Below are 13,780 nucleotides of genomic sequence, written 5' to 3' on the forward strand. Positions count from 1 at the left end.
GGCCTGGTCAGCCTGCTCGTCGCACCACCCCCGCACGGGGCTGCCGTCTCCTCCTCCGGACGGCAGCCCCGTGCGGCGCGTCCGGCGGGTCGTGGTCCTCAGCGACGGGCGATGCGGTGGCGCAGCCCCGACGCCCGCGCGGTGCGTCGTGGCACCGCGGCGCGGATCGACTCCTCGGAGCCGACGACGGTCACCCGGCTCTGCGCCCGGGTGATGGCGGTGTAGAGCAGCTCGCGGGTGAGCAGGCGCGACTCGGCGTCGGGCAGCAGCACGCTGACGTGCGCGGCCTGGCTGCCCTGGCTCTTGTGGATCGTCATCGCGTGCGCGGTCTCCGCGTCGGCCAGCGTGCTCGCGCCGTAGAGCGTGGGGTCGTCGGGGTCGCCGAAGGCGGCGACCAGCCGGTGGGCCGGCCCGAGCACGACGACACCGGTGTCGCCGTTGGACAGGCCCAGCCGGTAGTCGTTGGCGGTGACGAGCAGGGGCCGGCCCGCGTACTGCCGGGCGTGATGCCCGGTCGCCTCGCTGAGCCAGCGCTCGACGCGGGCGTTCCACGACGACACGCCCCACGGGCCGTCGCGGTGCGCGCAGAGCAGGCGGTGCTCGTCGACCGCCGCGAGCGCCGCCCCGGGGTCGCCGCGGAGCGCGAGCGAGCGCAGCCGCTCGGCCCGGCCGAGGAGATGCCCGCGCAGGGCCTCCTCCGCGCCGGCGGGGTCGGCCACCTCGACGAAGTCGACGCTGTCGTCCTCGCTCTCGGGTCCCGCCGCCGTGCGCAGGAGGTGCATCACCTCGTCGGCATCGGCGTCGCGCACCGCGGCGGCCAGGCGTCCGATCCGGCTGCCGAAACGGCGCGAGGTGAGCAGCCGGGTCACCGGGCTCGCCGGGTGCTCCTCGTAGCCGGCGACGAGATCGGCCAGGACGGCACCCGCCTCGACGGAGGCCAGCTGGTCGGGGTCGCCGACGAGCACGAGACGCGCGCTCGGGCGCAGGGCGTCGAGCAGCCGGGCGGTCATCGTCAGCGACAGCATCGAGGCCTCGTCGACGACGACGACGTCGTGCGGCAGGGGGTTGGTGCGGTCGCGCAGGAATCGCGTGCTGCTGTCGCGGCGCCAGCCCAGGAGACGGTGCAGTGTCACCGCCTCGACCGTCCCGACGCGATCGCGGTCGGCCTCCTCGAACCCGGCGACGGACTCGAGGACGGACTCGCGCAGCCGGGCGGCAGCCTTGCCGGTCGGTGCCGCGAGGGCGATCGTCGGGCGACGGGTCACCCCTTCGCTCTGCTCGACGAGGAGCGCGAGCAGACCCGCGACGGTCGAGGTCTTGCCGGTCCCCGGACCGCCGACGAGGATGCTCGTGCGCCGCGCGGCGGCCGACCGGACCGCGTCGCGCTGCTCCTGCCAGGTCTCGCCGACGAAGACGCGGGTCAGCCCCGCCTCGAGCCGAGGCACGTCCACCTCGACAGGCGGCAGCTCGGCCCGACGGGCGAGGGCGTCGGCGACCTGCACCTCCTCGCGGTGGTAGCGGTCGAGGTAGACGAGGTCGTGGTCGACGTGGACGACGCCGGCCTCGGCGCACCGGCTCGAGGCGACCGCGTCGAGCCAGTCACGCGGGGTGGCCGGCAGCACGGCGCGCACGGCCGCGGACCGCTCGGGGTCCTCGACGTCGTCGGCCGGAGGTGCCGCGATGGCGTCGTGCAGGGCGGCGACGTCGAGACAGCTCGACCCCTCACGCACGGCACGCACGGTGAGCGCCAGCGCGAGCAGGACCGCGTCGTCATCACCGCCGACGAGCCCGGCGAGCCGGGTCGCGACGTGCACGTCGGGCGACTCGACCCATCCCGTCCGGTTGGCGTCGCCGAGCACACCGGTGGCGCGCGCCGCGAGCCGGCGGTCGTGCGGGCCGGTCGGGACGAAGGGGGTCGCGGCCGCCAGCGGGGCGTCGGCCGTGGGGTGCTCGGTGCTCATGGCGCCCTCCCGTCGAGCAGCTCTGAGACCGCCTCGACGAGCGCGACCGGCGGCAGCCACGAGAAGACCCCGGTGGGATGACCACCGACGAACGGTGTCGACGGCCCCGCCATGCCACGCACGTAGAGGTAGAGGACACCACCGAGGTGCGTCGTGGGGTCGTAGCCGGGCAGGCGCCAGCGCAGGAAGCGGTGGAGGACGACGGCGTAGAGCAGCGCCTGCAGCGGGTAGGAGCTGTGACCCATCGCCTCGTGCAGGGCCATCGCGCCGTAGTGGTCGGTGGTGAGCGGCTCGTCGACGGCGCCCAGCCAGTTCGTCTTGTAGTCGACGACGACGTAGCGACCCTCGTGGCGCAGCACGACGTCGACCGACCCGGTGAGGTACCCGCGCAGCGGCTGGTCGCCGACCGCGGGGTCGTCGAGGGTCTCGGCGAGACCACGCACGGGATCGCCCTCCGGCAGGTGGTGGCGCAGCAGGCGCGAGAGCTCGCCGAGGAGCACCCCGTCGCCGGCATGAGCGGCATCGCCCGACGCGAGCGGCAGCTCGAAGTCCATCTCGCACAAGCGGTCGCGCCCGACCGACCGCAGGGTCGCCCCGGGCAGGAGGGGTCCGAGGGGGGTCTCGCAGACGAGCTCGAGGGCCTCGGCGAGAGCGGGTCGCTCGAGCCCGGCGACGGGCCACCGCCCCGCCTGGTGCTCGACGTGCGCGAGCAGCTCGGCGCGCAGGTCGGGCGCCTGGGGGTCGGCCTCCTCGAGCACCGCGTGCACGAGGTTGCCGAAGGTCGCGCCGACCGGCAGGTCGGCCATCGGCGACGGCAGCACGGCGTGGGTCGAGGACCCGCCGACGGTGCCGTCACCCGGGCGGGCGAGCGGGCCGACCTCGTCCTCGCCCTCGCGCGGTCCGTGCTCGGGCTCGCTGCCGACGAGGTCGTCCGGGGCCGACGGGGTCGGCACGCCGACGGTGCCGGACTCCAGGGGCCGGGTGAGCCGGGTGTAGGAGGTGCGCATCCACCCGTCGTCGACGACGCGAGACCACGTGCGGGCCGTGAGCTCACGACGGACGGCCTCGGGGTCGGCGCGCTGCACGACCGCCTCGTCGACGACCTCGAGGGCGAAGGCGCCCTCGCGCTCCCACGCGCGCAGGCGGCCCGCGGCCTCGACGTCGGAGGGCACGGCGACCCGGGGCGGGAGCTGGCCCTGACCGGGCTCGCGCCCGAAGAGCATGCGGTGCAGCGCCGAGGGCGGGGTGTTCATCCCCGAGGGGAACCACCACGTGACGACCTGGCTCTGCGCCCGGGTGAGGGCGACGTAGAGCATGCGCAGCGCCTCGCCGTCCTCCTCGTCCTGGTGGCGGGTGACCCGCTCGCCGCGGTCGGGGTCCTCGGTGATGCCGATGTCGAGACAGCGCCGGCCCTCGTCGTCGTGGAAGCGCAGATGGGTGAGGCGGTTCGCGCGGGTGACGAAGCGGTCGGCGACGAAGGGGAGGAGGACGACGGGGTACTGCAGCCCCTTGCTCGCGTGGATCGTCGCCAGGGCGACCGCGTCGGCGTCGCTGTCGAGCCGGCGGGTGCGCTCCTCCTGCCGCACCGCCTGCATGCGCTCGCGCAGCCAGGTCGTGAGCGCGGCGAGACCGTCGCCCTCGACGACGGCGCGCTCGTGGAGGACCTCGCCGAGGTGCCGCAGGTCGGTGAGGCGGCGCTCGCCACCCTCGAGGCCCAGCGCACGGCTCTCCAGACCTCCGGTCGTCGCCGCGGCGAGCACGGCCGCGACCCCACGCCGGCCGAGGACCTCGGACCACGTGCGCAGCACCCGGGCGACCTCGTCGACGAGGTCGTCGCCGCCGGCGTCGAGATCGGCCGCCCGGTGCCCGACGAAGGTCGTCAGGGCCGCGGCGCGGACCCGGTCGGCGCGGTGCGACTGCGCCATCGCCTCGAGCAGGGTGAGCCAGTCGTCCGCGGCCGGGGTGGCGAAGATCGACTCGGAGGAGACGACGACCGAGGCGATGCCGATGTCGTGCAGGGCCCCCCGCACCTGCTCGAGCGAGTCGCGCTTGTGGGCGAGCACGGCGATGTCGCCGGCACGCAGCGGTCGCCCCTCGAAGGTCATGCCGGAGGCGAGCAGCCGCGCCACCTCGGCGGCGCAGTCGCGGGCCACGACCGGGCGCACCGAGCCGATGCTCACCTTGCCGTCGTCGCCGGCGACGAGGGCGGTGGGCACGGCGCGCAGCCGGACGGGGGAGAGGAGGGGGTCCTCGTCGGCGCCGGGCAGGGCGAGGCGGGACTCCCCCTTCGCCGGCTCGACGGGGTGGACGACGATCTCGGGTGACCCGAGGCGGGCGCCGCGCATCATCGTCGTCAGGGCGCCGACGAGGGCAGGGTCGGAGCGGTGGTTGCGCACGAGGGTGTGCCGGCGCGTGGCGGTGGCCGCCGCGGCGAGATAGGTGTGGACGTCGCCGCCGCGGAAGCCGTAGATCGCCTGCTTCGGGTCGCCGATGAGCACGAGCGCGCTGTGCCCGGCGAAGGCCCGCTCGAGGACCTGCCACTGCACCGGGTCGGTGTCCTGGAACTCGTCGACGAGCACGACCTGCCACCGGTCGCGCATGCGCTGCCGGGCCGGGCTCGTGTCGTCGGCGAGGGCGTCGGCGAGCTCGCTGAGCAGGTCGTCGAAGCTCAGCACGCCCAGTCGCCGCTTGCGTCGGGTCATCTCGTCGCGGACGAGATGGGCGAAGCGCAGCTTGCGGGCCGCGACGGTCGCACCGGGCAGCTCGTGCGGGCTGATCGCCGAGTGCGGGTGCTCGACGACGACCCGCGCGATGGCCCCGGCCTCCTCGCGGGAGAAGGCGGGCGGGCCATCGCTCGCCGCGAAACCGCGCAGGTAGAGGTCGTCGACCACCTCGTCGCGCAGGTCGGTGAGGTCCTCGACGAGCCGCGCCCGGGGGTCGGTGTCACCGGCCACGCCGAGGCCGCGCAGCACGAGCTGGCAGAACTGGTGGGTCGTCGCGATGGTCGCGCCGTCGAAGTGGGTGAGCGCCTCGCGCAGCCGGCGCTCGCGCAGGGCGACCTCGTCGGGAGCGCCCGAGCGCAGCAGCGCGACGACGGGGTCGCCGTCCGCGGTCTGCGGGTCGACCAGGCCGCGGTGGACGAGACGCAGGTGCTCGCGCACCCGCTCGCGCATCTCCTGGCTGGCCGCGCGGCCGAAGGTGATGACGAGCAGGGACTCGAGCGGCAGGCCCTCGGCGACGTAGCGGGCGACGAGCGCGCCGATGGTCCACGTCTTGCCGGTGCCCGCGCTCGCCTCGAGCAGGACGGTGTCGCCGGGCCCGGGGAGGTCACCCACGACGTCGAAGGCGCTGTCCTGAGGTGCGACGGAGGAGCCTCGAAGGGCGGTGTCCTGAGGTGCGACGGAGGCATCGTCCTGAGGTGCGACGGAGGAGCCTCGAAGGGCGTCGTCCTGAGGTGCGACGGTCGGCTCGCTCATCGCCCACCCCCGAGGTTGTCGAGCAGCGGGTCCCACAGCCGGCTCGCCAGCGCGGCGAGGTCGGTGCCGGGCCCGGCCGCGGGGACGAGGAGGTCGTCGATGCTCGAGCCGGCGCCGATCGCGAGGCGCCACCAGCGGTCGTCACGCTCGGCGCTGAAGCCGCGGTCACCGGGCTCCCACTCGCCCTTCGCCGCCTGCCGAGCCGCCCGTGCGCGCCGCGGGTCGTGGTGGACGGCCTGGGCGTAGACGTACCCGGTCTTCGGCGGCAGCGGCAGGGGCGCGGTGCGACCGAGGAGGTAGAGCTCGACGAGGTCGCCGAGACGGGCCAGCGCGAGCTGCGGCTCCAGCCGCCCGATCTCGCGGCTGTCGGTGCCGCGGGGGCGCGTGCCGAGCACGCTCGCCTGCCACCCGCCGTCGGGGTGGCCGGCGGTGAGGGCGAGCAGGTGCACCCACGCCCCGAGCAGCTGCTTCGCACCGACGCCGCTGTAGCCCGCGGCGACGAGCCGGTCGCCATGCACGGAGTCGACCGCACCCGTGACCCGGCGGCCACCGGGCAGCGAGATGTCGACGTGGACGGTACGGCCCGGCTGGGTGCCCCGCAGCTGCTCCACGCTCGTGACGAGCCCCTCGGCCCGCTCGCAGATCGCCCCGAGGGCGTGGCGCGCCAGACCGCTGGGGGGCAGCTCGCCACGCAGCAGCTCGGCGGTCCACACCTCCTCGGCGGTGCGCCCCGCGAGGCGCTCACGGACCCCGCGGTCGCCGATCGACCAACGCTCGAGGTTGTCGAGGTCGACGGGGATGCGGTCGCTCACCTCGTCGACCTCCCAGCTCGTGGCGACGCCGAGCCGGTCGTGGACGAAGGTGCGTGCGGGCGAGTGGACGAAGGAGACGAGCTGGGCCAGCGAGATCTCGCTCAGCGCCTCGGCCGGCAGGGGACCGTCCAGCAGGGGTGGCGGCTCGGGGCGCGGGCCGAGCATGGCCCGGGCGCCGCCGAGCGCGGCCTGGTCGAAGGAGAAGGAGCCGGTGGCGGTGAGCGCACCGGGCTCGAAGTTGCGCGGGTCGAAGGGCTGCAGCGGGTGGCGGACCTCGCCGACCGCGCTCGACGCCGCGACGGCAGCCCCCTCGGGGTCGTGCTCGGCGCCGGCATCTCGCTCGACCGGGGCCACGGTGTCGGCCGCCGCGTCGATGAGCTCGCCGAGCGGCACCGCGGGCGGGCGCCGCTCCCCGCTGCGCTCGTCGGCGCCCGTGTACGTGATGACGAGACGCTCCTGCGCGGCCATGACGGCATCGAGGAGCAGCTGGCGGTCCTCGCTGCGCGCGTCGCGCTCACCGGTCATCGGGGTGCGGGCGAGCACGTCGTCGCCGTCGACGGCCTGCGGCCGGGGGAAGGTGTCGTCGTCGAGCCCGACGAGGCAGATGACGCGGTGCGGGACGGAGCGCATCGGCACCATCGTGCACACGGTGATCCCGCCGGTGCGGAAGCTCGCGCGTCCCGGGCGGCCCGCGAGGGCGTCCGCGAGGAGGACGCGCACGTCGGCGATCCGCAGGGGCAGGTCCTCGGGGGCGTGGCGCGACGCCTCGGCGAGCACCCGCTCGAGCTCACCGACCTGCCAGGCGTCGGTCGTCGGCACGTCGGTGAGGTCGAGGACGGCCTCGCGCAGGGCGTCGGTCCACTGCGAGGCCGACCGGGCGACGCCGAGCGCCTCGGTCGCGGCACGGAGCCGGTCGACGACCTCGGCGAGGGTGCCGGCGAGCTCGATGCTGCCGCTGCCGACGTCGTCGTAGGGCAGGGTGTGCCCGCCGATCGACAGCGGCCCGTCGGCGGAGACGGCCACCCCGGCGAGCAGCCGGTCGAGCCCGAAGTCCCACGTGTTCTGCCGCTCCGCGGACAGGGCGAAGGGGGAGCGGCCCGCCGCGTCGAAGCCCCACCGCACCCCGGTGGCGCCGACCCACGAGGTGAGGGTCTCGAGGTCCTCGTCGTCGAGGCGGAAGCGGGCGCGCACGGGTGCGCTGGAGATGATGTCGAGGACCTCGCTGGCGCTGGCCCGGCCACCGACGAGGGCGACGAGCCGCTCGGCGACCTCGAGGAGGGGGTTGGTCGCCGCGAGCGAGCGGTCGGCGAGCGAGACGCGCATGCCGTGCGCGGGGTGCGCGTCCACCCCTTCGGCCTCGGTGCCGTGGTCGCCCAGCCCGAAGGCCGCCCCGACGAGAGGGGCGTAGACCTCGACGTCGGGGCACATGACGAGCACGTCGCGCGGCTCGAGGCTCGGGTCGTCCTCGAGCAGCCCGACGAGCACCTCGCGCAGCACCTCGACCTGGCGCGTCGGGCCGTGGCAGGCGTGGATGGACAGGCTGCGGTCGTCGGGGGCGGGGACACGGGCGGCCCGCTCCTGGGCGCTCGGCACGTGGTCGGCGGCGATGTCGGATTGCAACCAGGCGAGGACGGTGCCGGTCGGCGCGGGCCCGGCACCGCTGCCGTGGTCGACGTCGTCGACGCCGGGCCGCAGCACCCGGACGAGCTCGCGGCTGTCGCGGCCCAGCGAGGCGAGCAGCGGGTGGGCGGGGAGCAGCTCGGGGTCGTCCTGCGCGCGGGGCACGACGCCGGCCCCGGCGAGGGCGGCCGCCGTCGCCGACCAGGCGGTGGGGGAGGGCTGCGGGAGCCACACGTGCACCTCGCGGTGGGCGGCGAGCGCGCGGAGCAGCTCGACCTCGGTCAGCGCGAGGCGGGTGTGGCCGAAGAGCGAGAGCCGGTCGGGCAGGTCGAGCGAGCCGGGGTCGTCACGCAGCCGCTGGAGGGTCTGCGCGTGACGCACGTCCGGCGGCGGCTCGGTGACGACGTCGAGCAGCCGGCGGTAGAGCTCGGGCTGCCAGCGCAGGTCGTCGGACAGCGGCTGGCCGGCGCCGTCCTCGTCACGTCCTTCGCGCCACGCGGTGAGCACGGCCGGGCGCTGGACCCCGTAGCGGTGGAGGAGGCGGGCCAGGCGCAGGGCCAGGCCGTAGCGCCGACCGCGGCGCACGTCGTCCTCGTCCTGGCCGTGGCCGAGGTGACGGGCCAGCGCCGCCGCCCACGGCTCGTCGAGCGCGGCGTCGATGCTCGCGAGGAGCGGCCACACGAGGTGGGCGGGCAGCCAGGGGTCGTCGAGCTCGCGCCCGGTGAGCAGGGTGACGAGGGAGGCCGGCCGCACGAAGCGCACGCCCGCGCACACGCCGTCGGAGCCCGACTCGCCCGCGCCGAGGCGGTGCGAGAGCCGCTGCGCCAGCCACCGCTCGACGCCGTGCTCGGGCACGACGACGACCTCCTCGGCGAAGGGGTCGGGCAGCGGGTCCGCGAGGAGCGCGCCGAGGTCGTCGGCGAGCTCGGCGGTGCGGACCGCCCGGTGGAGGTGCAGGGTCACGAGAGCAACCTAGCCAGGAGGGCGGACACCGTGCGGGGGCGGTGTGGACGGCGGGTGGTCTCGAGGCTCGGGCGCTGCGCGCCCTCGCACCTCGACCAGCGAAGCGGCGCGGGTGCTACGCCCTTGCACCTCGACCAGCGACGGGTCTACGAGGACAGGGGCTTGGCCCCGCGCTCCTGGAGCATCTGGGTCATCGTCTCGGTCTCGAGGGTCTGGCTGTTGATGATCGACTGCGCGAGGCGGCGGACCTCGGGCTGGGAGGCGCCGTCGACGGCGGCCTGGGCCATCGGGACCCCGCCCTGGTGGTGACGGATCATCAGCTGGAGGTAGTAAACCTCCGCCTCCTTGCCGGACAGGCGGCCGAGCCGGTCGAGCTCGCTCTGCACGGCCATGCCGGGCATGAGCGCACCCTCCTGCGTCGCGGGCATCGTGTGGTCGTGGCTGTCGTCCATCCAGCCCATGACCGGCTGCGAGCTCGTCGGCGACAGCCCCCAGGCGGAGAGCCACCCGGCCATCTGGCCGGACTGGTGCGACTGGGTGCGGGCGATGTCGTAGGCCAGCGACCGCACGGACTCGTCGTCCGTGCGGTCACGGACGATGAAGGACATCTCCACGGCCTGGTCGTGGTGGGTCTGCATGTCACGGGCGAAGCCCGCGTCGATGCTCAGGTCCCCCGGGGCGTCACCGCTCGTCGAGCGGCCGACGAAGACCCCGGCCGCGACCCCGATCGCGAGAGCGACCAGGGCCGCGACGATGGCCCTCGGCGACATCAGGCGCCGACGCCGCCGGTGCAGGCGGCGCCGGGCTCCGGCGTCTGCGGGCCCTGGCGGTACTTCTTGATGAAGGGCTCGAGGCGCGGGTCGTCCGCGGAGTCGACCTTGAGCTGGGTGCCCCACGCGGAGATGGTGATCGGCGAGTCCATGCCCTCGAAGGGGGAGATGAGCCCGTAGGTCTTCGGGGTCATGTCGACGAGCTTGTCGACCTGGTCCTCCGCGAGGTCGGGCTGGTAGGTGATCCACACCGCGCCGTGCTCGAGGGAGTGCACGGCGTTCTCGTTCGGCACCGGCTTGTCGTAGACCCCGCAGTTGAGCCAGCGCTGGTTGTGCTCGCCGCCGACGGGCGGGGTCTCCTTGTAGTCGACCGTCCCCTCGACGTGGTTGCCGCCCGGGTAGTCGTAGGTCTCGACGCCCTCGATCTCGTCGGCCGCGGCGATCTTGCGCCCCTCGTCGTTGCTGATCGCCCAGAAGACCGCTCCGGCGATGAGCGCGACGGCCAGGCCTGCGGCGCCGTAGAGGATGCCGTTGCGCCGGCGTTCGGCGGCCTGCTGCTCCTTGCGGGCGGCCTCGAGACGCTCCTGGCGGGCGTTGGTCGTCGTCTTGTTCTTCTTGCTCATCGTTCCTCAGCGGCAGACGGGGCAGGACTGGCCCCATCATCGTGCACGGGCCACCTGAGAGCACCATGAGACCCGCCCTGGAGGACCGGGCGAAGGGGGGGGGACCCCCTTCGCTCAGTCCCTCGAGGTGCGTCCGAACATCCCCACCGCGATCCACGACAGGGCGACGACGACCCCGCCGACGGGGGCGACGACGTCCCGGGCGTCGGACAGCCCGACGGTGACCCCGTAGAGCATCGTGACGGCGAGGGCGACGAAGACGAGCACGCGGCGATCCATGTGTCCTACGGTGCCGCGGGGGCTCCCCCTTCGCCCATGACAGCGGGCCGGACCTGCCCATGACGGCTGTCACGGGGGCCCGTCGTCACCTGCGCGCCGTCTCCCGGTGATTGGATCGGTCCATGACGCAGAAGATGGGCCTACGCGAGTTCATCGACGACCTGCAGGCGAAGGGGTACACGGTCGGCGGCAGCAAGCAGGAGGACCCCGTGCTCCTCATGCCCGACGGCAAGGCCGTCGAGACGTGGAAGGAGGGCTACCCCTACGACGAGCTGATGCCGCGCGAGGAGTACGACGAGGAGAAGTACCGCCTCCAGGTCGAGCTGCTGAAGTTCCAGTACTGGGCGCAGGACGAGCGGCGCAAGTTCGTCGTGCTCTTCGAGGGCCGCGACGCGGCCGGCAAGGGCGGGACGATCAAGCGCTTCACCGAGCACCTCAACCCGCGCGGTGCCCGCGTCGTCGCGCTCAACAAGCCGACCGACCGCGAGGCCGGGCAGTGGTACTTCCAGCGCTACGTCCAGCACCTGCCGACCGACGGCGAGATCGTCCTCTTCGACCGGTCCTGGTACAACCGCGCCGGCGTCGAGCGGGTCATGGGCTTCTGCAGCGACGAGGAGTACGAGGTCTTCATGGACCAGGCCCCCAAGCTCGAGCGGCTGCTCAGCGAGTCCGGGGTCCACGTGACGAAGCTGTGGTTCTCCGTCACCCAGCAGGAGCAGCGCACCCGCTTCGCGATCCGCCAGCTCGACCCGGTGCGCCGGTGGAAGCTCTCGCCGATGGACCTCGAGTCCCTCGACAAGTGGGAGGCCTACACGTCGGCGAAGGAGGAGATGTTCGAGCGGACCGACACCAAGCACGCGCGGTGGACGACGGTGCGCTCCAACGACAAGAAGCGGGCCCGGGTCAACGCGCTGCGCTTCTTCCTCGACCAGTTCGACTACGAGGGCAAGGACACCGACGTCGTCCACCCCCCGGACAAGAAGATCGTCGGTCGCGGGAAGAAGACGGTCGGTGACTGAGGTTGGCACCCAGGTGACTGCCTCGAACCCGACCCGCCCCCTTCGCCTCTCCCTGCTCGACCTCGCCATGGTGCGATCCGGCCAGCCGATCAGCGAGGCGCTCGCCGACAGCGTCCACCTCGCGCAGGTGGCCGACGAGCTGGGGGTCTTCGAGCGGCTGTGGTTCGCCGAGCACCACAACATGCGCTCGATCAGCTCGTCCGCGACCGCGGTGCTCATCGCCCACGTCGCGGCCCGCACCGAGCGGATCCGCGTCGGCTCCGGCGGGATCATGCTCCCCAACCACGCCCCCCTCACCGTCGCCGAGGACTTCGGCACGCTCGCCGAGCTGCACGGCGACCGGATCGACCTCGGGCTGGGCCGAGCCCCCGGCACCGACCAGGTGACGATGCGCGCGATGCGCCGCTCGCCGGTCGCGTCCGACCAGTTCCCCCAGGACGTCCTCGAGCTGCAGGGCTACCTCTCCGAGCAGACCCGCATCGAGAGCATCCACGCCTACCCCGGCGAGGGCACGAAGGTCCCGCTCTACATCCTCGGCTCCTCGCTCTTCGGGGCCCAGCTCGCCGCGCAGCTCGGCCTGCCGTACGCCTTCGCCTCCCACTTCGCGCCGGACGCGCTGCAGGCGGCTGTCGCCGCCTACCGCGACGGCTTCCGCCCCTCCGAGCAGCTCGCCGAGCCCTACGTCATCGCCGCGCTCAACGTCGTCGCCGCCGACAGCACGCAGGAGGCCGACGAGCTGCGCGCCCAGGTGCTCTCCTCGCGGGTGCGCTCGCTCGCCGGTCGGATGCCGCAGCTCGCCGGGGTCGACATCGACGACGACATGGTCGCCGAGCTCATGGACACCCCCGTGGGCCATCAGGCGCTGCACATGGCGACGTACACGGTCCACGGCGACCGCGAGGCCGTCGCCGCCGGGCTCGCCGACTTCCAGCGGACCGCCGACGCCGACGAGCTCATCGTCGCCAACGTCGCGCCCGGGCGTGACGCCCGAGAGCGCACCCTGCGGGTCCTCGCGGACATCCGGGCGGCGGCGTGAGCGGCACGATCCTCCACCTCGCGCTGGCCTCCGAGTGGGAGAGCGCGACGGCGCGGGGCTCGTACGGCACCTCGACGCTCGGCGTGAGCATCGAGGAGGAGGGCTACCTCCACGCGTGCGAGGACCGCGCCCAGCTCGACGGGGTGGCGCAGCGGTACTACGCCGACGTCGACGCGCCCCTGGTCGTGCTGTCGATCTCCGAGGAGGCCGTCGCGGCTGCGGGCCTGACGGTGCGCCGCGAGCGCCCCGCCCCGGGCGCCGACCTCTTCCCGCATGTCTACGGCGGCCCGCTGCCGGTGAGCACGGTCGTCGACGTCTCCCCCTTCGAGCGCGGGGTCGCCGGGGCGTGAGCCGCGCCTACGTCGCGCTCGGAGACTCCTACGCCGCAGGCGTCGGGGCCGGTCGTCGCGAGCCGGGGCCGTACCGCACCGACGCCGGCTACCCGCTCGCCGTCGCCCGCGCGACCGGTCTCGACCTCGCCTACCAGGCAGTGCTCGGCGCGACCTGCGCCGACGTCCTGCGGGACCAGGTCGGCGCCGTCGGGGCGCAGACGCAGCTCGTCACGGTGACCGTGGGCGGGAACGACGCGGGCTTCGTGCCGGTGCTGCTCTCGGTCGCGCGGCCCGGATGGGCGGGCAGCTCCGACGGGGCGATCGACGACGCGCTCGGGGTGATCTCGGGGGTGCTCCCCGGCCGTCTGCGCGAGGTGCTCCGTGCGGTCCGGGGGCGCGCCCCCGACGCCCGCGTCGTCGTCACCGGCTACCCGCACCTCTTCAACGGCGTCTCCGACTGCTCCTGGATCACCTCGGTGTCCGTGCACGAGATGCGTCGCCTCGGCGACGCGGCCGACCGGCTCGCCGAGACGATCCTCGGCGTCGCCTCCGACGAGGGCTGCGAAGGGGTGGACGTCCGCGCCCCCTTCGACGGCCACCAGATCTGCGACCCGGACCCGTGGGTCCACGGGCTGTCGTGGCCGACGCAGGAGTCCTACCACCCGACGGCGGCGGGCCACGCCGCCTACGCGCGGGCCGTCTCGGCGCTCGCCGTGCCGGTCGAGGCCGAGGTCGTGGCCGGTGTCGCACCTCCGCAGGTGGAGCACGGGGCCTGCGTCGGCACGGCCCCGACCTTCGCCCTGCGCGACGTCCTGACCGGCCGTGCGATGCGGCGTCCCCCGCTCTAGCCCGAGAAGCCGGCACCCGCGCGGGTTACAACCCGCGCGGC

At 74.5% G+C, this 13,780-nt stretch carries 10 protein-coding genes; 4 read left to right on the forward strand and 6 right to left on the reverse strand.

The window, feature by feature from the left end:
• Positions 1 to 98: 98 nt before the first annotated feature.
• From recD to LIV55_RS07615, 6 genes are all read right to left on the reverse strand, one after another.
• Complete coding sequence (gene recD / locus LIV55_RS07590) at positions 99 to 1,961, reverse strand: exodeoxyribonuclease V subunit alpha (RefSeq protein ID WP_229299809.1); 1,863 nt, start codon at positions 1,959 to 1,961, stop codon at positions 99 to 101.
• On the reverse strand, positions 1,958 to 5,437 hold the full coding sequence (locus LIV55_RS07595) for a UvrD-helicase domain-containing protein (protein ID WP_229299810.1): 3,480 nt from the start codon (positions 5,435 to 5,437) through the stop codon (positions 1,958 to 1,960). Before LIV55_RS07595 ends, recD begins: the two co-directional genes overlap by 4 nt.
• Positions 5,434 to 8,832, reverse strand: a complete 3,399-nt coding sequence (gene recC / locus LIV55_RS07600; protein WP_229299811.1) for an exodeoxyribonuclease V subunit gamma — start codon at positions 8,830 to 8,832, stop codon at positions 5,434 to 5,436. The genes LIV55_RS07595 and recC overlap by 4 nt, the downstream gene beginning before the upstream one ends.
• 146 nt (positions 8,833 to 8,978) lie before the next feature.
• Complete coding sequence (locus LIV55_RS07605; protein ID WP_229299812.1) at positions 8,979 to 9,602, reverse strand: DUF305 domain-containing protein; 624 nt, start codon at positions 9,600 to 9,602, stop codon at positions 8,979 to 8,981.
• Positions 9,602 to 10,225, reverse strand: coding sequence for a thioredoxin-like domain-containing protein (locus LIV55_RS07610; RefSeq protein WP_229299813.1), 624 nt, complete (start codon positions 10,223 to 10,225; stop codon positions 9,602 to 9,604). The genes LIV55_RS07605 and LIV55_RS07610 overlap by 1 nt, the downstream gene beginning before the upstream one ends.
• 114 nt (positions 10,226 to 10,339) lie before the next feature.
• Positions 10,340 to 10,504 (reverse strand): hypothetical protein, encoded by a 165-nt coding sequence (locus tag LIV55_RS07615; protein ID WP_191563631.1) that lies wholly within the window; start codon positions 10,502 to 10,504, stop codon positions 10,340 to 10,342.
• Positions 10,505 to 10,626: 122 nt separating this feature from the next.
• On the opposite strand from LIV55_RS07615, the gene ppk2 reads away from it, so the two are divergent.
• Genes ppk2 through LIV55_RS07635 form a run of 4 tightly spaced genes read left to right on the forward strand, consistent with a single transcriptional unit; the run spans position 10,627 to position 13,739 of the window.
• Positions 10,627 to 11,523, forward strand: a complete 897-nt coding sequence (gene ppk2 / locus LIV55_RS07620) for a polyphosphate kinase 2 (protein WP_229299814.1) — start codon at positions 10,627 to 10,629, stop codon at positions 11,521 to 11,523.
• Positions 11,516 to 12,559 (forward strand): LLM class flavin-dependent oxidoreductase, encoded by a 1,044-nt coding sequence (locus LIV55_RS07625; protein WP_308012885.1) that lies wholly within the window; start codon positions 11,516 to 11,518, stop codon positions 12,557 to 12,559. Before ppk2 ends, LIV55_RS07625 begins: the two co-directional genes overlap by 8 nt.
• On the forward strand, positions 12,556 to 12,909 hold the full coding sequence (locus LIV55_RS07630; protein WP_229299815.1) for a DUF952 domain-containing protein: 354 nt from the start codon (positions 12,556 to 12,558) through the stop codon (positions 12,907 to 12,909). Before LIV55_RS07625 ends, LIV55_RS07630 begins: the two co-directional genes overlap by 4 nt.
• Positions 12,906 to 13,739, forward strand: coding sequence for an SGNH/GDSL hydrolase family protein (locus LIV55_RS07635; RefSeq protein WP_229299816.1), 834 nt, complete (start codon positions 12,906 to 12,908; stop codon positions 13,737 to 13,739). Before LIV55_RS07630 ends, LIV55_RS07635 begins: the two co-directional genes overlap by 4 nt.
• The last annotated feature ends 41 nt before the right edge of the window (positions 13,740 to 13,780 follow it).

This window comes from Janibacter melonis, assembly GCF_020567375.1.
Lineage (GTDB): Bacteria > Actinomycetota > Actinomycetes > Actinomycetales > Dermatophilaceae > Marihabitans > Marihabitans melonis.

Coding starts and splice junctions, on each gene's coding strand:
- ppk2 (WP_229299814.1), top strand. CDS start 10,627: ATGACGCAGAAGATGGGCCTACGCGAGTTCATCGACGACCTGCAGGCG.
- recD (WP_229299809.1), bottom strand. CDS start 1,961: ATGAGCACCGAGCACCCCACGGCCGACGCCCCGCTGGCGGCCGCGACC.
- LIV55_RS07615 (WP_191563631.1), bottom strand. CDS start 10,504: ATGGATCGCCGCGTGCTCGTCTTCGTCGCCCTCGCCGTCACGATGCTC.
- LIV55_RS07595 (WP_229299810.1), bottom strand. CDS start 5,437: ATGAGCGAGCCGACCGTCGCACCTCAGGACGACGCCCTTCGAGGCTCC.
- LIV55_RS07605 (WP_229299812.1), bottom strand. CDS start 9,602: ATGTCGCCGAGGGCCATCGTCGCGGCCCTGGTCGCTCTCGCGATCGGG.
- LIV55_RS07610 (WP_229299813.1), bottom strand. CDS start 10,225: ATGAGCAAGAAGAACAAGACGACGACCAACGCCCGCCAGGAGCGTCTC.